The sequence below is a fragment of the Streptomyces sp. NPDC086549 genome, from assembly GCF_044746205.1.
Taxonomy (GTDB): domain Bacteria; phylum Actinomycetota; class Actinomycetes; order Streptomycetales; family Streptomycetaceae; genus Streptomyces.
In genome coordinates, this window is the sequence record NZ_JBIVBS010000007.1 from 174,645 (window position 1) to 193,416 (window position 18,772).

Below are 18,772 nucleotides of genomic sequence, written 5' to 3' on the forward strand. Positions count from 1 at the left end.
GCGGCGCGTCTACTGATCAGCTGTTGTCGACGGCCCGCCCTGAAGGCACAGCCACTGCCTCTAGACTGTGGGCGGCCGAGGATGAGCGCCAGCACCAGCGACACCGAGAGACTGAAGCGAACAGGCGCACCTGTTAGCTTGTGGAAAGGCCGGACGTGAACAAGCCACTGCGCCGAATCGCGATCTTCTGCGGACTCCTGGTCCTGGCGCTGCTGATCCGTGACAACTGGCTTCAGTACGCCCAGGCCGACAAACTGCGCACCGACCCGAAGAACCGCCGTGTGGCCATCGAGCGGTACGCATACCCGCGGGGCGACATCATCGTCGACGGCAACCCCATAACCGGCTCGGTCGAGGCCAAGAGCGGCGACTACAAGTACAAGCGCACCTACAAGAACGGGCCCATGTGGGCCCCGGTCACCGGCTACTCCTCGCAGGCCTTCGACGGCAGCTTCCTGGAGAAGATCGACGACGGCATCCTCACCGGCAACGACGACCGGCTCTTCTTCCGCAAGACCCTCGACATGATCACGGGCAAGCCGCAGCAGGGCGGCAACGTCGTCACCACGCTGAACGCCGCCGCACAGAAGGCGGCGTTCAGCGGCCTGTCGAAGCAGGGCGGCAAGGGCGCGGTGGTCGCCCTGGAGCCGTCCACCGGCAAGATCCTGGCGCTGGCCTCCTACCCGTCGTACGACCCCTCGACCTTCGCGGGTGACAGGAACAGCGACGCCGCGGCCTGGAAGAAGCTCCAGAAGAAGTACAACCCGGCCGACCCGATGCTGAACCGGGCGCTGCGCGAGACCTACCCGCCGGGCTCCACCTTCAAGGTGGTCACCGCGGCCGCCGCGCTGGAGAACGGCAAGTACAAGTCGGCGGACGAGAACACCGACTCGCCGCTGCCGTGGATCATGCCGGGCACCACGACCCCGCTGAAGAACGAGGGCAACATCCCCTGCAAGAACGCGACCATGCGTATCGCGCTGCGGTACTCCTGCAACACGGTCTTCGGCAAGATCGGCGCGGATCTGGGCAACGACGCGATGCTGGCGGAGGCGAAGAAGTTCGGCTTCGGCGCCGAGCAGTTCGTCCCGACCCGCTCCAGCGCCTCGGTCTTCTCCTCCGGCATGAACAAGTCGCAGACCGCGCTGTCCTCGATCGGCCAGTACAACACCGCCGCGACCCCGCTGCAGATGGCCATGGTCGCCTCGGCCGTCGCCAACGGCGGCAAGCTCATGAAGCCGTACATGGTCGACAAGCTCCAGTCCTCGAACGTCGACACCGTCGCGCAGACCGACCCCCAGGAGCTCAGCCAGCCGCTGACCTCGGAGAACGCGCAGATCCTGCAGAACATGATGGAGACGGTCGTCAAGGAGGGCACGGGCAAGAACGCCCAGATCGACGGCGTCACCGTGGGCGGCAAGACCGGTACCGCCCAGCACGGCGTGGAGAACAGCGAGAACCCCTACGCCTGGTTCATCTCGTACGCCAAGCTCAGCGACGGCAGCTCGCCAGTCGCCGTCGCGGTCGTCATCGAGGACGACAACGCCAACCGTGACGACATCTCCGGCGGCGGCCTCGCGGCGCCGATCGCGAAGAGCGTGATGGAGGCGGTCATCAACTCCAAGAAGTGACCCCGCTCACGTCCCCTTCACATCGGTGCACGTTGCGATACCGGTCCTGTATCGGGTGACGGGCTTGGCCAGGTCACACACAGCTAGCCGGGTACGGTAGGCCCGGACGGCAGCCTCCGGCCGCACACACGTGCCGGTCGGGACCGACGGAGAGGGCTGGTAGGTAGCTATGGAAGAGCCGCGTCGCCTCGGCGGCCGGTACGAGCTGGGCCACGTGCTCGGCCGTGGTGGCATGGCTGAGGTCTACCTCGCGCATGACACCCGCCTCGGCCGCACCGTGGCGGTGAAGACGCTGCGCGCCGACCTCGCGCGCGACCCGTCCTTCCAGGCCCGGTTCCGCCGGGAGGCCCAGTCGGCCGCCTCGCTCAACCATCCCGCGATCGTCGCGGTCTACGACACGGGCGAGGACTACATCGACGGGGTCTCGATCCCGTACATCGTCATGGAGTACGTCGACGGCTCCACGCTCCGTGAGCTTCTCCACAGCGGCCGCAAGCTGCTGCCGGAGCGGGCCATGGAGATGACCATCGGCATCCTCCAGGGCCTGGAGTACGCCCACCGCAGCGGCATCGTCCACCGTGACATCAAGCCGGCGAACGTCATGCTGACGCGCAACGGCCAGGTCAAGGTCATGGACTTCGGTATCGCCCGCGCCATGGGCGACTCCGGCATGACGATGACACAGACGGCCGCGGTCATCGGCACCGCCCAGTACCTGTCTCCCGAGCAGGCGAAGGGCGAGCAGGTCGACGCCCGCTCGGACCTGTACTCTGCGGGCTGCCTGCTCTACGAGCTGCTGACGGTCCGGCCCCCGTTCGTCGGCGACTCCCCGGTCGCGGTCGCCTACCAGCACGTCCGCGAGGAACCGCAGCCCCCGAGCGTCTTCGACCCCGAGATCACGCCCGAGATGGACGCCATCGTCCTGAAGGCACTGGTCAAGGACCCGAACTACCGCTACCAGTCCGCCGACGAGATGCGCGCCGACATCGAGGCCTGCCTCGACGGCCAGCCGGTCGCGGCCACGGCGGCCATGGGCACGGTCGGCTACGGCGGCTACCCCGACGACCAGCCGACGACGGCCCTGCGCGCGGACGCCGGCGCCACGTCGATGCTGCCGCCGATGAACCCGGACGACGGCGGCTACGGCTACGACGACCGCCCCGACCGCCGCCGCCAGCAGCAGAAGAAGAGCAACACCTCCACGATCCTCCTGATCGTCGCGGGCGTCCTGGTCCTCATCGGCGCGATCCTGATCGGGAAGTACGCGGTCAACGGAAGCGGGGGCGCGGACAAGCCCTTCGCCGCTCCGGACTTCCGGAGTCACACCGTGGCCGAGGCCAAGAGCATGGCCAACAACGTCGACCTGAAGCTGTCGATTACCAAGAAGCCCTGCGACGACCAGCCCAAGGGCAAGGTCTGCTCGCAGGATCCGAAGCAGGGCACCAAGGTCAAGAAGAACTCCACGATCAACCTGGTGGTCTCGACGGGCGCACCGAAGGTCACCGTGCCGGACGTGCGCGGCATCCAGTACGACCAGGCCGAAACTCAGCTCAGAGACAAGGGCTTCCAGGTCGAGAAGAAGACCCAGGTGTCGACCCAGACGCCCGGCGTAGTCATCACCCAGGACCCGAAGGGCGGCGTGTCGGAGCAGAAGGGCACTGTCATCACCCTCACGGTCGCCAAGGCCGAGGAGAAGTCGACCGTCCCGGACGTCACCGGCCAGACCTGTGACGCGGCCAAGGCCCAGATGACGGCCAACAACCTGACCGGCAACTGCGTCGAGGTGGACACCAGCGACCCGAACCAGGTCGGCAAGGTCATCTCGACCAACCCGCAGGCAGGTCAGCAGATCAGCAAGAACTCCACGGTGCAGATCCAGGTCGGCAAGGCCCAGCAGCAGAAGACCCAGGTCCCGGACGTCCGCGGCCGGACGGTGGCGGTGGCCAGGCAGATCCTGAACGCGGCGGGCTTCACCAACATCCAGTTCGCCAACGGCAGCGACCAGAGCGACACGGCGTTCGTCTCCGATCAGGACCCGAAGCAGAACCAGCAGGTCGACGACCCCGCCAACACCACGATCACCCTGACGACCGTGAGCGTCGGCAACGGCAACAACGGCGGCAACAACGGCGGTACCAACCTCTTCGGCGGTGTGACCGGCTGACCGCATACCGAAAGAGCCCCGGCACCCTTCTCACACGGGTGCCGGGGCTCTTGAGTAACGTGGCCGATGCACCTGTGCATGGTGGGTTTCCGCGGACCAGGAGACCTGACGAGGCGCATCCAGTCGTTGTCCGCAAGAAGGCTTGCGGCATGTGGGGGTAGGTAAACAGTGATACAACGGGTGCTTGCGGCGGGAGCCGCCGCGGCAGTGGCATCCGTGATTTTCAGCGCTCCTCCGGCGAGCGCGGCGAATACGTTCTGCGTCCAGACAACCGACAAACACACGGGGTACCCGGCAGGCGGGGAGGCCTGTTGGACGCCCAACGGGGACAAGCTCTCGGCCTGCGACCTTGAGGCGGGTCAACGACCTCCGTGAAGGCACCCGGGTCACGGTGAAGGTGTGCCTGAAGGACGGCGATGCCGGCCGAGAGGTGTACTGCAACTCGGAGAGTGGCTACGCGTAGGACTTCTCCCGGCAGGGCCGCCGGAGGTCCGGTTGACGGGTAGCCGGCCCCGCAGCGCGGAGTGGGGTCGCCGCGCTGGCCTGGTGGCTCGCGCGCAAGCGGCCTTGACCGTTCTGGCAACTACCTCGGCATTTCGTGACGGCTCGTCAGTTCAACTGGCGAGCCGTTTCGGCTTGTCCGGCTCACGTCCGCGCAGGCAGTCCCCCTCCAGAGCGAACTGGCTTTGAAAGCGCCAGGTCAGTGACTCGGCCTCGCAAAGGGGATTGGTCACGTCAGCCGAGCTCCTTCGGCGGCGTCCGCTTGCGGTCCACCTTCTCCACCCGCTCCAGTTCAGCCCCACACCACATACCGGTAGCGCGAGGTGTACACCGGCGTGCACGTCGTCAGGGTGATGTACGACGCAATCAGGTGATTGGCTCGCACGCCAGTTCTTCCGCCCATCGTGTCTTGCCATGCCACCGACTCGTTGACCGGTCAGGGTGGGGAATCGTGTCTCCGCCCCGGCCGAACGGCTACAGCCGAGTGAGAGGGGCAGAACGTGATCAACGAATCGGCGCTGCTGGAATCGAAGACCCTGCGCGACAGCGTGCTGGAGCGCACCGAGGTACTGGACCGCGTGAAGGTGCTGTCACTGCTGCCGGACGGGATGCATGTGACGACGGCGATGGCGGCGGCGTACTTCGGGATCACGCTCGAAGCCATCCGCCAGCTGACCAAACGCCACCGCGAAGAGCTGGAAGCCAACGGCATGGTAGTGCTGCGAGGCGCTGACCTGCGGAAATTCGAGAGTGACAACATGTCACTCTCGCTGGGCAGTTATCCACAAGCGCGCCGAAGTCTCACCATCTACTCACGCCGAGCCGTCCTCAACGTCGCCATGCTCCTCCGCGACAGCGATGTCGCCCGTCAGGTGCGTACCTACCTCCTCGACATGGAGTACCTGGCGCGTACACAGCCTGTGGAAAACCTGCCCCAGCCGGAAACGCTCTCCCTCGACGACCGCATCGACCAGCGCATCACCCACATCCTCGGCAAGACCGTCGTCCCCATGTTCAACGCCCTCATCGAGACATCGGGCGAGCACCGCAAGGAGCTGATCGCCCTTCGGACGGGAGTCCAGCGCATCGAGCGACGGCTCCACCAGCACCACACCCGGCTGCAGAGGCTTGAAGGGGTACGAAGGGACCGGCCCGCCATCGGAGTCATGGCCGCCATGGACGCCATGAACGGCCGCACGTTCGAGCGCCATATCGCCAAACTCCTGCGCCGGGACGGATGCACCAACGTCGTCGTACAGGGCGGTCGCGGAGACCGGGGCGTCGACATCATCGCGCTCACGGCCGACGGGCGACGCCTCGTCGTCCAGTGCAAGAGGTTCGCGCCCTACCTCAACATCACCAGCCCCGAGGTTCAGAAGTTCGTCGGATCTGCCAAGGTTCTGCACAACGCGGACGTGGCTCTCTATGTGGCAACGTGCCCCTTCACCCCAGAGGCCCTGAGCATCGCCGCCGAGACCGGGATCACCGCCGTACACCGTGGGGTGCTGGAGGAGTGGAGCGCCGGGGAGCCGCTGAGGATCCTGGTGTAGGCACGGCGTGCCCCAGAGAGGCCCGAAGCCGCAAGAGATAGTTGCGGCTTCGGGCCCTCGTCATGCTAGACGACCGAGTTACTCAAAGTACCTCTGTCAGCCACGCAGTTCCTCCGGCGGAGTCCGCTTCCCGTCCACCTTCTCCACCCGCACCAACTCGCCCCACACCACATACCGGTACCGGGACGTGTACACCGGTGTGCACGTCGTCAGCGTGATGTAGTGGCCCGGCTTCTTCTTGCCCGACTCCTTCGGGACCTGGGCGAGGACCTTGACGTCGTACTTCGAGGTCTCGTCGAGGACGGCGTAGACCTTGTAGACGTACCACTTGTCCTTCGTCTCGAAGACGATCGGGTCGCCCTTCTCCACCTTGTCGATGTTGTGGAACTTGGCGCCGTGGCCGTCGCGGTGCGCGGCGAGGGTGAAGTTGCCCTTCTTGGCGGACATGGGAAGGGTCGCCTTCACCGGGTCCGTGTAGTAGCCGGCCACACCGTCGTTGAGGACCTTCGTCGACGTGCCCTTCTCGACCAGGACCTCGCCGTTCTTCATCGTGGGCACGTGCAGGAAGCCGATGCCGTCCTTGGTGTCCAGCGCTCCGGGACCGCTGTCGTGGGCCCAGTTGTCGCGGACCTTGTCGCCCTGCCTGTCCGCCTGCCGGTCGGCGACGACATTCGTCCACCACAGGGAGTAGACGACGAACAGGCCGAGCACCAGGCCCGCCGTGATGAGGAGTTCACCGAAGACGCTGACCGCCGTGGCGATGCGGCCGGTGCCCCGACGGCGCGGGACGGACACCGACCCGGGCGCGGACGTCTGCTCTTCGGTGCCGTCGGCGGTCGCTGCCACTGTTCATCTGCCCTTACTCGACGAGCGCATCCGGCTTGCCCTTGCTGCGCGGCCGTTCCTCGACCATCTTGCCCCAGACGATCAGCCGGTACTTGCTCGTGAACTCCGGCGTGCACGTCGTGAGGGTGATGTAGCGGCCCGGTGCGGTGAAACCCGACCCCCTCGGGATCGGGTCCAGCACGCTCGTGTTGCTCGGCGCCGTCACCGGCAGAATCGACGTCATCTTGTAGACGTAGTACGTGTCCTGAGTCTCGACCACGACCGCGTCGCCCGGCTTGAGCCTGTTGATGTACCGGAACGGTTCGCCGTGCGTGTTGCGGTGTGCCGCGAGCCCGAAGTTGCCCGTCTTCGCGCTCGGCATCGCGGTCTTCAGCGCGCCCTCGCCGTAGTGGCCCACCATGCCCTTGTCGAGCACCTTGTCGTTGCTGACGCCCTCGGCGATCGGCGCCACCACGTCCAGCTTCGGAATGTGCAGGATGGCGAAGCCCTGACCGGGCTCGAAGGACCCCGGAGCACGCTTCCCGCTCGCCCAGTCGTTCTGGAGGGTGCTGGTCTCCTGGCCCGCCTGCGCGTGCGCCCGCACGTTCGTCCACCACAACTGGTAGGTCACGAACAGCAGCATCAGCACACCGGTGGTGATGAACACCTCACCGATCGCACGGCTCGCGACGACAGCCGCGCCCGGCTTGCGCGCCTGCGCCTGGCGCCGGGCCTCCATGCGCGACAGCGGCGCCTTGGACCCGCCCTCCTCCGGACCCGTCCCCGACTCCGCCGGCCTGACCGGACCGCCGTGACGCCCGCCACGCCGCTTGGCGGCCTTTCTGCGGGCCGCTCGGCCGCCCGTCGGGCTTCCAGTGGCAGAGGAGGCTGTTGAGGCCCCAGAGGCGAACACAGGCCCTCTCCCGGATACCGGAGGAGGATCCGGAAGCCGCAGAGCCACCGTCTCCTCGTCGATGGGGGGCAGGTACGACTCCTCGTACGCCCCCTGCCCGTACCGGTCCCCGAGCGCACCGGAAGCCTCGTACGACTGATCCCCGTACGAGGCATCGGTCTCGCGCTCCGGGCGCAACGCGGTCACGCCGTGGCCCTGCCCACCACCGGGGCGAGCCCCGCCGACCTCGCCACCGCTCCCTTGTCCCCGCACTCCACGAGCCAGTTCGCCAGCATCAGGTGCCCATGCTCGGTCAGCACCGACTCCGGGTGGAACTGCACTCCCTCGACGGGCAGTTCACGGTGCCGCAGGCCCATGATGATGCCGTCGTGCGTGCGGGCCGTGACCTCCAGCTCCGGCGGAACAGTGGCCGGCTCGGCGGCCAGGGAGTGATAGCGAGTCGCCGTGAAGGGAGACGGCAGACCGGCGAACACGCCCTTGCCCTCGTGCTCGACCGGCGAGGTCTTCCCGTGCAGCAGCTCCGGAGCCCGGTCCACCACACCGCCGTACGCCACCTGCATCGACTGCATGCCGAGGCAGACGCCGAAGACCGGGACACCGGTGGCGGCACAGTGGCGCACCATCTCGACGCAGACCCCGGCCTCCTCGGGAGTACCGGGACCGGGCGACAGCAGCACCCCGTCGAAACCGTCCTGGGCGTGCGCCGTCGACACCTCGTCGTTGCGCAGCACCTCGCACTCGGCGCCCAGCTGGTACAGGTACTGGACCAGGTTGAAGACGAAGCTGTCGTAGTTGTCGACGACGAGAATCCGCGCACTCACTGGTTGTCCACCGTCACATCGTTGAAGGGCAGCAGCGGTTCGGCCCACGGGAACACGTACTGGAAGAGGACGTAGACCACGGCCAGGACCAGGACAAGTGAGACCAGCGCCTTCACCCACGCGTTCCCCGGCAGATGCCGCCAGATCCAGCCGTACATGCCGTCCCTTCCGTCGCGCCACGGCACCTGACCCACGCCGTACAGCCACCAGACTAACGGCGCAGAGCCCTGGGTTTGCCTGCCTCCACGGGCTGTGTGGAGTCCAGGTGCGCCCAGACGATCAGCCTATGGCTGTGCCCCCATTCCGGATCGCACGTGGTCAGCGTGAGATAGCGGCCTGGACGCGTATACCCCGACTTACGTGGGACAGGGTCGATCACTTCAACGTCCGTCGGAACTGTTTTGTAAGGCCCTTTGTCGATCCGATACGTGAACCAGGTCGTCCCGTCCGTCAGCACCACCGCATCCCCCTGGCGCAGCTCGGGAAAGTCCTTGAACGGGTCGCCGTACGTACGCCGATGACCGGCAACCGCGAAGTTGCCCTCCTGCCCCAGCCGGGCTGTGCGGGCGTAGTGGGCGAGGCCCTTCTTCAGGACGTCCGTGCCCGTGCCCTCCAGCACGGGCTTGTTCCACGTGAAACCGAGCCGCGGGATGTACATGATCGCGAACGGTCTGCCGTAGTGGTACGCCGCGGGCTCGGCCGGACTCGCGGAGGCGCCGGGGCCCGCCGCGGGATGCTTGACCGCCCCCTTCGACCACTCCCTCTGTAACTGGTCGATCTGGTCGGCCATGACGCTGTCGGCCTTCACACCGGTCCAGAACAGCACGTACACGACGAACAGCACGATCAGAGCGCCGACGGTGATGCAGAGCTCGCTGACGGTCCTGACGATCACGCGCACCGGCGGCTCCTGAGGGGGACCTGCTCCGAACTACTCCACTGGCTTCGCGTAGTGCAGATCCACTGTGCCCGAGTAGCCGGGAAGAGTCACCGTCCCGTCCTCGGCGACTTTCCAGCCGAGGCCGTAGACGTTGACGTAGACCATGTAGTTCTGGATCGCCGGGCTCGCCGCGAGCGCCTTCTGCAGCGCGTCCGGGTCACCGACCGCGGTGATCTTGTACGGCGGTGAGTAGACGCGGCCCTGGAGGATCAGCGTGTTGCCCACGCAGCGCACCGCGCTGGTGGAGATCAGCCGCTGGTCCATGACCTTGATGCCCTGGGCGCCGCCCTTCCACAGGGCGTTCACGACCGCCTGCAGGTCCTGCTGGTGGATGACCAGGTAGTCGGGCTGCGGCTCGGGATAGCCGGGGAGCTTGGCGGTGGCGTTGGGCGGGGCGTCGTTGAGCGTGACCGTGATCGCCTTGCCGGTCAGCTTCTGGGTGCCCGCGTTCTTCTCCAGCGCGGCGAGCTTCTCGTCCTGGGCCCCGGTGCTGCCGTCGTCACTCTCGGCGAGCGACTCCACGTTGCCGCGCAGGGTCGCGTTGGACTCGTCCAGCTCCTTGTTCTTGCGGCTGCGCTCCTGGATCAGGTCGGAAAGCTTCAGCAAAGAGGCATCCGTACGGATGTCGGTGCCCTTGGCCGTGTTGAAGCTGGTGAAGAAGATGAGCCCGGCGAGGGCGAACACGGCCACCGTGAGGATCCGCACCGGTTTGACGCGAGGTGTGCGGGCAGGGCCGGAACCCATTGATCCCATCCCGGGGGAGTCGGCAGAATTGCTCAACGTACCCTTATCTCCTTCGGCGCCGCGGAAGCACTACGCTAACGGACGCCCGGGGGAGCGCTAAGTGTCCCCTTGTACGCTGCCCCGGACCGACCCAGTTACCTGCGCGGCCACGCAGCGCATCGACAGGAGAGACCCTCGTGCCGAAGTCACGTATCCGCAAGAAGGCCGACTACACGCCGCCGCCCTCCAAGCAGCCGCAGGCCATCAAGCTCACCAACCGCGCCTGGGTCGCGCCCGTCATGCTGGCGATGTTCCTCATCGGCCTGGCCTGGATCGTCGTCTTCTATGTGACCGACGGGTCCCTGCCGATCGACAAGCTCGACAACTGGAACATCGTGGTCGGTTTCGGCTTCATCGCGGCGGGATTCGGCGTCTCCACGCAGTGGAAGTAGGTCCTGCCCACCGGTGAACACACCTCTGCCCAGAGGTATCCGCCGAGTTATCCACAGGTCGAAGAAATATCCACACCCCGCCTGGGGATAAAGAACGACGATCTGTGGATAACCCGTCGGGCATTGACGCCGGTACGACTGACACACCACTACACCGGAAGCACGTTCGCCCCCTTCCTGACCTGGGAAAACACACCTGAGCAGCAGGGGGCACAGCTGTGCCCGCACAGCGTGCACAAGATCCGCCACACGCTGTGGACAACGGTTCGGTATCAGGTGAGCTGAGCGGTCCTGAGCAGGGTCAGAGCCACGACGACGGCCAGGATCAGGGCACAGGTGCCGTACTGGATGAGGTTCCGGTTCTTGCGCGGGGCGTGGACCATGGCGTAGCCGCACACGACGCCGGCGACCAGGCCACCGATGTGGGCCTGCCAGGCGATGGAACTCCAGCCGAACGTGATGATGAGGTTGATCACCAGCAGCGCGATGACCGGCCGCATGTCGTAGTTCAGCCGACGCATGAGGACGGCTGTGGCGCCGAAGAGGCCGAAGATCGCTCCGGAGGCGCCGAGCGAGCCCTGGGTGGACTCGGCGAGCAGGTAGGTGAGCGCGCTGCCCGCCAGCCCCGAGACGAAGTAGAGCGTGATGTAGCGGGCGCGGCCGAGGGCCGCTTCCAGAGGGCCGCCGACCCACCACAGGCTGAGCATGTTGAACATGATGTGGATGTAGCCGCCGTGCAGGAACATGGCGGTCAGCATCCGGTAGTACTGGCCTTCTGCGACGCCCTCGAGCGGTCCGAAGTCGTGGAACCGGGCCTGGCCGACCAGCAGGAACCGGTCGTTGAAGGAGTCACCGACGGCCAGTTGAACCAGGAAGACGGCCAGGTTCAGGCCGATCAGCACCTTGGTGACCAGCCTGGGGTCGGCCGTCACCGTGCCGCCCGCGATCGTCCGGGGCTGGGACGCGGCCGGTGTGTGTCCCGTTCCGGAGCCGCCGCGGACGCATTCGGGGCACTGGAAGCCCACGGAGGCACTGACCATGCACTCTGGGCAGATGGGTCGGTCGCAGCGGGAGCAGTGGACGCCGGTCTCGCGGTCCGGGTGCCGATAGCACACGGACAGGCTCTGGGCGTCCTGCGCGCTGCCTGCAGCCTGGTCCATGAGATCCCCTCGGTCGTCGTGGGCGATGACATCGCCCCGCTCATCCTTACGGACGAGCGGGGCGTTTGGTTCCCACCGGGAGAAACCGGCGCGCCAGTGCGGTGGCGGTCGGTGCCGCTGGGCTCAGCTCTGGCGCTTCTCGACGACGACGGACTCGATGACGACCTCGTTGACCGGCCTGTCGTTGGGCTTGGTGGTGGGGACCGCGGCGATGGCGTCCACGACCTTCTGCCCGGCCGGGCCGGCCACCTCACCGAAGATGGTGTGCTTGCGGTTCAGCCAGGTGGTGGGGCCGACGGTGATGAAGAACTGGGAGCCGTTGGTGCCGGGGCCGGCGTTGGCCATGGCGAGCAGGTAGGGCTTGTTGAAGGAGAGGTCGGGGTGGAACTCGTCCTCGAACTCGTACCCGGGACCGCCGATGCCGGTGCCGAGCGGGTCGCCGCCCTGGATCATGAAGCCGCTGATCACCCGGTGGAAGATCGTGCCGTCGTAGAGCTTGTCCGAGCTCTTCACGCCGGTCTCGGGGTGCGTCCACTCGCGCTCGCCCTGGGCCAGTTCGACGAAGTTCCTGACCGTCTTCGGCGCGTGGTTCGGGAACAGCCGGATCTCGATGTCGCCGTGGTTGGTCTTCAGGGTGGCGTAGAGCTGCTCAGCCACGATCTGCCTTCCGTTGTCTTCCTGTGATCCTCCGATCCTCGCACGGTCGGGCCCCCGCGTCGCCCGACCCCGGTCGGCGGGTACTCATCCGCGCGAATCGCTTGCGAAAAACAGGTCGACTCCCCTCTGGGCGGGGGCGCGCGGCGGCGATCCGTGGCATTGTCGTCGACAGGCTCCTGTTGCCCAGAATTCGTCTTTCATCCTTACTTGCGATTGATCGATCGGATCAGCACCCATATGCCCTCCCTCGCGTGCCCCGCAGATGGTTGGCAGGCATGATCCGTAAAGGTGTGGAAAGTCGAATTACCGTACGCCACCGAGGAGGAGGAAGCCGTGACCCGCATCGAGAGCGTGCGCGCCGCGACCGGCTCGGCGAAGGACAGCGTGCTGCACGCCGCGGAAGTGGTGGCGCCCTACGCCGACACGGCCAAGGAGCGTGCTTCGTACTACGCGCAGGAGGCACGCGTACGGCTCGCGCCCGTGATGACGCAGGCCGCCGAACAGGCCCGCGTCCAGTACGACGTCCATCTCGCACCGCGGCTGGAGCAGGCGCTGGAGCAGGCGCTGGCACATGTGCCGCCGAAGGTCGACCAGGCAGCACACGAGGCCGCCGTTCTTACCCGCAAGGCTGCCCGGCAGGCCGCCGACTATTCGCGGCCGAGGATCGAGCAGGCCGTCGCCGCGGCCGGACCGATGCGTGACGAGGCCGCCTCGCGGGGTGCCGCCGCGCTGGCCGCGCTGCGTGGGCAGGTCTCCCCGGAGGAGATCCAGAAGCTGGCCCGTCAGCACGCCCGGCGGGAGAAGTGCGGCCGGGCCGCCAAGGTGCTGGCTGTGCTGAGTGCCCTGGCAGCCGGTGCCTTCATCGCCTGGAAGTGGTGGGACAAGCAGGCCAACCCCGACTGGCTGGTCGAACCGCCCGACGCGACGGAGGTGCCCGAGTCGGGCCGGCTGACGTCGGTGGACGGAAGCCTCGACCGCGAGGCGCAGGCCAAGGAGGCCGAGGAGCAGGCGCGGGACGACGAGCCCGGCCAGTGACGCCCGGCCTCACGAATGTCGTTGGGGGGCAGGAGACTTCAGGGTCTCGTGCCCCACGGCGATGTTTCACGTGGAACGTTCCCCTGGGGCGCCTTCGCGTGCGGCTGCGGTGCTGGTGTCGGCGGTGACGTCCGCCCACCAATCGGCGCCGTCCTCGATATAGCGGAGCAGGACGCCTTCGCGGATGGCCCAGGGGCAGACGGTGACCCGGCGCAGGCCCATCAGTTTCATGGCGGTGTGCCCGACGAGGGCTCCGGCCAGGCTCTGGGCGGCGCGGGGTGCGGAGACTCCGGGCAGCTGGGCGCGTTCGACCGCGGGTAGGGCGGCGAGTGTGCCGATGGCATCCCCGAGGTTCTTTCGCAGCATGTCGCGCTGGACGAAGGGACCATGGCGTCCGGGGGCGGTGCCGCACAGGCGGGCCAGTTGCTGAAAGGTGCGGGAGGTCACGGCCGCGGTGCGTGGGCCCTCCCAGCGGACTCGCGCCGCCGCGTCCCGCAGCTCGTGGCGCACCCTGCGGCGCAGCGCTTTCAACTCGGCCTGGGTGGGCGGGTCCTGGGAGCCGAGGAACTCCTGGGTCAGCCGGTTCGCGCCGAGCGGGAGTGAGGCGGCGAAGTCGGGCAGGCGGCCGCGTCCGAAGGCCACTTCCAGCGAGCCGCCCCCGACGTCGAGGAGCGCGAGGGGACCGGCCTGCCAGCCCATCCAGCGGCGGGCCGCCAGGAACGTCAGCTGCGCCTCGGTCTCCCCAGGCAGGGTGCACATCCGGATGCCCGTCTCCGCTCGCACCCGGTCGAGCACGTCCTGCCGGTTGGGGGCGTTGCGCACCACGGCAGTCGCGAACGCCAACGGGCCCGCGGCCCTCCACTGCTGTGCTGTGCTGCCCGCCGCGGCCACGGCTTTCACCAGCCGTGCCAGCGCTTCCTCCCCGATCGTCCCGTCGGGCTCGACCTGCTCGGACAGGCGCAGTCGCCACTTCACCGTGTGAACCGGCAGCGGGACTCCGCCCTCGGCGTCTGCCACCACCAGTCTGACCGTGTTCGATCCCGCGTCCACCACGCTCACCCGCATGACACTGGCGTACCCAGCTCGTCGTCCACGACCCCACCCTTGGCACCGTCCTGACAGGCGTCACGCCGCGTGGTCTCGGACGGTGGCGGGAGCGGGCCGGTGACGGTGGCGGAGGAGGGCACAGGAGCGCTGTCCGCGGCGGCGGTGCAGCCCGGCCGGAAGCGGACGGCTCCCCTGGGCCCTGGCCTGCCGCGCCTGCGGGGACGCCCTGGCGCACAAAACCCCGCCTGGCCGACGTTTCCGCAGGCCAGGCGGGGTTTCCTGGTGTGGAGCCTAGGGGAGTCGAACCCCTGACATCTGCCATGCAAAGACAGCGCTCTACCAACTGAGCTAAGGCCCCGCGTAAGAAGCGACCACCGGAAGGATCACACTCCGGAGGGCGACGCAGACCAGAGTACCGGGTCACCCCCGGTATCTCGCAAAAAACTTGGGGGTCCCCGTGGACGACCACTCTCCGTAAGATGCTCGACGTGGTTCGCTACAGCGAACCCACGTTTTGGGGAAGCGATGGGGAGACGCAATGGACGCCGCACAGCAGGAAGCCACCGCGAGAGCGCGGGAGCTGCAGCGGAACTGGTACGGAGAGCCGTTGGGGGCGCTCTTCCGTAAGCTCATCGACGATCTTGGTCTCAACCAGGCTCGTCTCGCGGCGGTGCTGGGACTGTCCGCGCCGATGCTGTCCCAGCTGATGAGCGGGCAGCGCGCGAAGATCGGCAATCCCGCGGTGGTCCAGCGGGTGCAGCTGCTGCAGGACCTGGCCGCGCAGGTCGCGGACGGCAGTGTCAGCGCGGCCGAGGCGACCGACCGCATGGACGAGATCAAGAAGTCGCAGGGGGGCTCCGTGCTCAGCAACACCACGCAGACGACGAGCAGTTCGGGGGCGCCCACGGTCAAGCGGGTGGTCCGCGAGATCCAGTCGCTGCTGCGCTCGGTGGCCGCCGCGGGGGACATCATCGACGCTGCCGACACCCTCGCCCCGAGCCACCCGGAACTGGCAGAGTTCCTCCGGGTGTACGGCGCGGGCCGCACCTCCGACGCGGTCACGCACTACCAGTCGCACCAGAGCTGAGCCCGCGGCCCGGTCCACCGGAGGGGGTCCGGCGGGCCGGGGCCGAGGGAAGTGCTCGGGGGCGCGGAGGGGTCGTATCACTCATCACGGGGGAAGCAAGGGGCAAGCAGGGGGGAAGCAGGGGGGAAGCAGGGGGGAAGCAGGGGGGAAGCAGGGGGGAAGCAGGGGGGAAGCAGGGGGGAAGCAGGGGGGAAGCAGGGGACGCGGGGTAACCGCAGGGGGAGGAGCGACGGACAGCCATGGGTGAGGTCTTCGCCGGCCGGTACGAACTGGTCGACCCGATCGGGCGCGGAGGAGTCGGCGCGGTCTGGCGCGCCTGGGACCACCGGCGCCGGCGTTATGTGGCCGCCAAGGTGCTGCAGCAGCGCGACGCCCACTCGCTCCTGCGCTTCGTGCGGGAGCAGGCCCTGCGGATCGACCATCCTCATGTGCTCGCACCGGCCAGCTGGGCCGCCGACGACGACCAGGTCCTGTTCACCATGGACCTGGTCGCCGGCGGTTCGCTGGTCCATCTGGTCGGGGACTACGGTCCGCTGCCGCCGGCGTTCGTCTGCACGTTGCTCGACCAACTCCTGTCCGGGCTCGCCGCGGTGCACGGGGAAGGAGTCGTGCACCGGGACATCAAGCCCGCCAACATCCTGCTCGAAGCCACCGGTACCGGCCGCCCGCGGCTACGTCTGTCCGACTTCGGCATCGCGATGCGGCTGGGCGAACCGCGCCTGACGGAGACCAATCTCGTGGTGGGAACGCCCGGTTACCTCGCGCCCGAGCAGATGATGGGCGCCGAACCGGACTTCCCCTCCGACCTGTTCGCCGTGGGTCTGGTCGCGCTGTATTTGATGGAGGGTGCCAAGCCTGACGCCAAGGCGCTCGTGCAGTACTTCGCCGAGCACGGCACACCGGGTGCTCCCAAGGGCATCCCCGATCCGCTGTGGCAGGTCGTGGCCACGCTGATCCAGCCGGATCCGCAGGCCCGGTTCCGCACGGCGACGGGGGCGCGCAAGGCTCTCGTCTCGGCCATGGAGCTCCTGCCGGAGCCTGGCCCCGACGACGAGTTGACCGAGATATTCGACCAACTCGGCCCTCTCCCACCGGGCTTCGGGCCCGCCGGGCCCAGCGTGCCGGCCTCAGGGGTGGGCAGGCGTGCGGGCAGAGACGGCGACCTCGAAGCGGAGGCTGCCGGAGCGGAGGGCACGGGCGCAGTGCCGGGCTCGGGCCCGGTGCCGTCGACGTCCGGCGCCGAGACCGCCGTACCCGCCGATCCGCGCGAGGGAACCGGCTCGCGGCCCTCCTCCATGTCGGACACCGGCAGTTTCCATCTGCCCCCTCCCCGTGCGCCCCAGCCCCCGGAGAACCGGCTGGAGGACCGGCCGGAGACGCCCACTCCCCAGGGGTACCAGCCGCAGCAGCAATACCAGCCGTACCACCCGGTTTCGGATCCCCAGCACCACCAGCACCACCAACACCACCCCGAACACCCGACTCAGGTCCTCGCCCCGGTGCCGAGGCAGCGCGTGGATACATCCACCGCCTCCTACACCGCTCAGGACCCGCAGGTTCCGCCGCCCGCGCAGGAGATCTCCTCGCCCTCTCCGCGCCGCTCCGGACGCCGTGCGCGCCGGCTCCGTCGCCCCGGTCCCCCGGCGAAGGCCGCGGTCCCGATCCTGCTGCTCGCGCTGGCCTGTTACGTCGTGGGTTTCTGGGCGCTGACCCGGATCTGAGTCCCGGCCCGCCGCCGGGCCACCACGGTCCACACCGCGAGCAGGAGCAGCAGTGCGGTCCCCGTGCCGATGCCGCCGACGGCGACCGCTTTCATCGTGGGGTCCCCGCTCCCGGCGTCCCCGGTGGCCGCCGCTTCCCGGTCCTGTCGCGTGACCTCGAAGAGCTTGTGCTGCTCGGGTGTTCCGCCGTATGCGGGGCCTGTGTGCGCGGTGCCGCTGACGCGTACGCGCAGTGTCAGCCCGAAGGGCCCCTTGCCGAACCTGTCGGCCATCTGGCCGCTGAGATGGACGACGAGGTAGTAGGAGCCGGCGAAGCGCATGGCTCGCACGTCGTCGCGGACGGCGTAGCGGTTGCGGTACTCGACGGGCGGCAGGGGGTCGGCGACGGCCTCCATCTGGCTGCCGGTGTAGCCGCGGGCCACGTCGTCGACGTTTCCGCGGACGGGGTTGTGGAGCGAGAGGTCGAGGGCGCCGTTGACGTAGCCGTGTTCGCCGCTCGAACTGCCCAGTTCGGCGGTGGCGTAGAGCTGCTGGCCCCAGTCGACCGGCACTTTGTAGAAGAGGGTCTGGCCGGGCTCGATGTCGGTCTGCCACACCCCGGGTGCCAGTGCCCGTGCCGTGGCGAAGCCCGCTCCGCCGGCGCGGCGGTCGGGGTCGCCGGTGACGGCTTCGGGGGAGGCGGAGTTCCAGGCCTCGGGCGCGTTCGTGGGCCCGGCCTCCGCCGGCTGGGGCTCCGTGACGGGGGCGAGTTCCAGGCCCCAGGTGCCCGACGAGGAGGCGCCGCCGGATCCGGTGGCGGATCCGGTGGCGTCGAGACGCTTGACCAGCAGGTAGTACGTGCCCGCCTTCTGGCACAGCGCCTTGCCTGCCTCGCGCAGGCCCAGCGCCGTGACGGGACGGGGGCTGAGTCCGGCGCCGAAGCGGGCGGATGCGTAGGAACAGGCGGTGCCGTTGGCGTCCTGCACCGACACCGTGATGCCGTCGGTGGCGGAGACCGTGGCGCCGGCGGGGGGTACGACGGTGACGGGGACGTACGCGGTGGTCGTGGCGTCGTCGAGTTCGAGGCGGTAGGAGAGCTCGGCGCCCTTGGCGATGGAGCTGCGGTACGTCTCGCCCGGCTTCAGCCGTGCGGCGTCCGTGGTGCTCTTGGCCCCGGCGACGGTGCGGTCGCCCTCGGCGAAGGCGTAAGTGTCGCCGCCCGGCGCGCCGGCCGCAACCGCGCTGCCGCCCGGCAAGGCGGCCGTCGTGCACAGCACCGCGCCGACGGCGGTGGCACGCGCGGCGGCAGCGAAGAGACGGCGACTCCGGTGCCCCCCGGCCCGCCACCACACCGTACGCCGCACCATCGCGCGCCCCCCTCGTCGTCCTGCGCCGCCGGTGTGACCGAGTCGTACCGGACCGTGACCATCCTGCCTCGTCGGGCCGCGCGGCATCCTCGAAATCCGGACGGGTGTCCAAAACGCATCGCCGCAGGGACGGCGTGGTACCACTCCGGCAACACAAAACCCCGACCGCTAGGGCGGTCGGGGTCTGATCAGATTCCGG

The 18,772-nt window shown here is 68.3% G+C and carries 17 protein-coding genes, 1 tRNA gene and 1 pseudogene; 7 read left to right on the forward strand and 12 right to left on the reverse strand.

The window, feature by feature from the left end; translation table 11 throughout:
• The first annotated feature begins 155 nt into the window (after positions 1 to 155).
• Both ACIPSA_RS23345 and pknB read left to right on the forward strand, forming a co-directional pair.
• Positions 156 to 1,631 (forward strand): peptidoglycan D,D-transpeptidase FtsI family protein, encoded by a 1,476-nt coding sequence (locus ACIPSA_RS23345; protein ID WP_402637903.1) that lies wholly within the window; start codon positions 156 to 158, stop codon positions 1,629 to 1,631.
• Between the two features lie 169 nt (positions 1,632 to 1,800).
• A complete protein-coding gene (pknB, locus tag ACIPSA_RS23350) occupies positions 1,801 to 3,795 on the forward strand; it encodes a Stk1 family PASTA domain-containing Ser/Thr kinase (protein WP_402637904.1) in 1,995 nt (664 codons plus the stop codon).
• A gap of 735 nt (positions 3,796 to 4,530) precedes the next feature.
• Here pknB and ACIPSA_RS23355 read toward each other — a convergent pair.
• Positions 4,531 to 4,654 (reverse strand): annotated as a pseudogene (locus ACIPSA_RS23355) (class E sortase); the annotation flags it as partial.
• 142 nt (positions 4,655 to 4,796) lie between these two features.
• On the opposite strand from ACIPSA_RS23355, the gene ACIPSA_RS23360 reads away from it, so the two are divergent.
• Complete coding sequence (locus tag ACIPSA_RS23360) at positions 4,797 to 5,846, forward strand: restriction endonuclease (protein WP_402637905.1); 1,050 nt, start codon at positions 4,797 to 4,799, stop codon at positions 5,844 to 5,846.
• Between the two features lie 96 nt (positions 5,847 to 5,942).
• Here ACIPSA_RS23360 and ACIPSA_RS23365 read toward each other — a convergent pair whose 3' ends face one another.
• The 6 genes from ACIPSA_RS23365 to ACIPSA_RS23390 are packed head-to-tail and all read right to left on the reverse strand — an operon-like array spanning position 5,943 to position 10,125.
• Entirely contained in the window at positions 5,943 to 6,692 is a 750-nt protein-coding gene (locus tag ACIPSA_RS23365) for a class E sortase (RefSeq protein ID WP_402637906.1), read from the reverse strand.
• Between the two features lie 13 nt (positions 6,693 to 6,705).
• Entirely contained in the window at positions 6,706 to 7,770 is a 1,065-nt protein-coding gene (locus ACIPSA_RS23370) for a class E sortase (protein ID WP_402637907.1), read from the reverse strand.
• Positions 7,767 to 8,405 (reverse strand): aminodeoxychorismate/anthranilate synthase component II, encoded by a 639-nt coding sequence (locus ACIPSA_RS23375; protein ID WP_402637908.1) that lies wholly within the window; start codon positions 8,403 to 8,405, stop codon positions 7,767 to 7,769. Before ACIPSA_RS23375 ends, ACIPSA_RS23370 begins: the two co-directional genes overlap by 4 nt.
• Complete coding sequence (locus ACIPSA_RS23380; protein ID WP_190016099.1) at positions 8,402 to 8,563, reverse strand: hypothetical protein; 162 nt, start codon at positions 8,561 to 8,563, stop codon at positions 8,402 to 8,404. The genes ACIPSA_RS23375 and ACIPSA_RS23380 overlap by 4 nt, the downstream gene beginning before the upstream one ends.
• Before the next feature lie 53 nt (positions 8,564 to 8,616).
• Positions 8,617 to 9,306: a class E sortase gene (locus ACIPSA_RS23385; RefSeq protein WP_402637909.1), complete on the reverse strand. Its 690-nt coding sequence runs from the start codon at positions 9,304 to 9,306 to the stop codon at positions 8,617 to 8,619.
• Between the two features lie 30 nt (positions 9,307 to 9,336).
• Positions 9,337 to 10,125 carry a DUF881 domain-containing protein gene (locus ACIPSA_RS23390; RefSeq protein WP_402637910.1) on the reverse strand — a complete coding sequence of 263 codons (789 nt, stop codon included), beginning with the start codon at positions 10,123 to 10,125 and terminating at the stop codon, positions 9,337 to 9,339.
• A gap of 140 nt (positions 10,126 to 10,265) precedes the next feature.
• Between ACIPSA_RS23390 and crgA the strand changes: the two genes are divergently transcribed.
• Positions 10,266 to 10,520 carry a cell division protein CrgA gene (gene crgA, locus ACIPSA_RS23395; RefSeq protein ID WP_402637911.1) on the forward strand — a complete coding sequence of 85 codons (255 nt, stop codon included), beginning with the start codon at positions 10,266 to 10,268 and terminating at the stop codon, positions 10,518 to 10,520.
• A gap of 272 nt (positions 10,521 to 10,792) precedes the next feature.
• Here the strand turns inward: crgA and ACIPSA_RS23400 are convergent, their stop codons facing one another.
• Together ACIPSA_RS23400 and ACIPSA_RS23405 are read right to left on the reverse strand one after the other, a co-directional pair.
• Entirely contained in the window at positions 10,793 to 11,680 is an 888-nt protein-coding gene (locus ACIPSA_RS23400; protein WP_402637912.1) for a rhomboid family intramembrane serine protease, read from the reverse strand.
• Positions 11,681 to 11,803: 123 nt separating this feature from the next.
• Positions 11,804 to 12,337, reverse strand: a complete 534-nt coding sequence (locus tag ACIPSA_RS23405; protein ID WP_402637913.1) for a peptidylprolyl isomerase — start codon at positions 12,335 to 12,337, stop codon at positions 11,804 to 11,806.
• Between the two features lie 333 nt (positions 12,338 to 12,670).
• Between ACIPSA_RS23405 and ACIPSA_RS23410 the strand changes: the two genes are divergently transcribed.
• Positions 12,671 to 13,372, forward strand: a complete 702-nt coding sequence (locus tag ACIPSA_RS23410; protein ID WP_402637914.1) for a DUF5324 family protein — start codon at positions 12,671 to 12,673, stop codon at positions 13,370 to 13,372.
• 66 nt (positions 13,373 to 13,438) lie between these two features.
• Here ACIPSA_RS23410 and ACIPSA_RS23415 read toward each other — a convergent pair whose 3' ends face one another.
• Positions 13,439 to 14,437: a Ppx/GppA family phosphatase gene (locus tag ACIPSA_RS23415; protein WP_402637915.1), complete on the reverse strand. Its 999-nt coding sequence runs from the start codon at positions 14,435 to 14,437 to the stop codon at positions 13,439 to 13,441.
• Between the two features lie 267 nt (positions 14,438 to 14,704).
• Positions 14,705 to 14,777, reverse strand: a tRNA-Ala gene (locus ACIPSA_RS23420).
• Positions 14,778 to 14,957: 180 nt separating this feature from the next.
• On the opposite strand from ACIPSA_RS23420, the gene ACIPSA_RS23425 reads away from it, so the two are divergent.
• Positions 14,958 to 15,506, forward strand: coding sequence for a helix-turn-helix domain-containing protein (locus ACIPSA_RS23425; protein WP_402637916.1), 549 nt, complete (start codon positions 14,958 to 14,960; stop codon positions 15,504 to 15,506).
• A 239-nt stretch (positions 15,507 to 15,745) separates the two neighbouring features.
• Positions 15,746 to 17,227, forward strand: a complete 1,482-nt coding sequence (locus ACIPSA_RS23430; protein WP_402637917.1) for a protein kinase — start codon at positions 15,746 to 15,748, stop codon at positions 17,225 to 17,227.
• Here the strand turns inward: ACIPSA_RS23430 and ACIPSA_RS23435 are convergent.
• Entirely contained in the window at positions 17,191 to 18,573 is a 1,383-nt protein-coding gene (locus ACIPSA_RS23435) for a hypothetical protein (protein WP_402637918.1), read from the reverse strand. The two genes, ACIPSA_RS23430 and ACIPSA_RS23435, sit on opposite strands and share 37 nt — an antisense overlap.
• Positions 18,574 to 18,772: the final 199 nt, after the last annotated feature.

Coding starts and splice junctions, on each gene's coding strand:
- ACIPSA_RS23400 (WP_402637912.1), bottom strand. CDS start 11,680: ATGGACCAGGCTGCAGGCAGCGCGCAGGACGCCCAGAGCCTGTCCGTG.
- ACIPSA_RS23430 (WP_402637917.1), top strand. CDS start 15,746: ATGGGTGAGGTCTTCGCCGGCCGGTACGAACTGGTCGACCCGATCGGG.
- ACIPSA_RS23415 (WP_402637915.1), bottom strand. CDS start 14,437: ATGCGGGTGAGCGTGGTGGACGCGGGATCGAACACGGTCAGACTGGTG.
- ACIPSA_RS23435 (WP_402637918.1), bottom strand. CDS start 18,573: ATGGTGCGGCGTACGGTGTGGTGGCGGGCCGGGGGGCACCGGAGTCGC.
- pknB (WP_402637904.1), top strand. CDS start 1,801: ATGGAAGAGCCGCGTCGCCTCGGCGGCCGGTACGAGCTGGGCCACGTG.
- ACIPSA_RS23380 (WP_190016099.1), bottom strand. CDS start 8,563: ATGTACGGCTGGATCTGGCGGCATCTGCCGGGGAACGCGTGGGTGAAG.
- ACIPSA_RS23425 (WP_402637916.1), top strand. CDS start 14,958: ATGGACGCCGCACAGCAGGAAGCCACCGCGAGAGCGCGGGAGCTGCAG.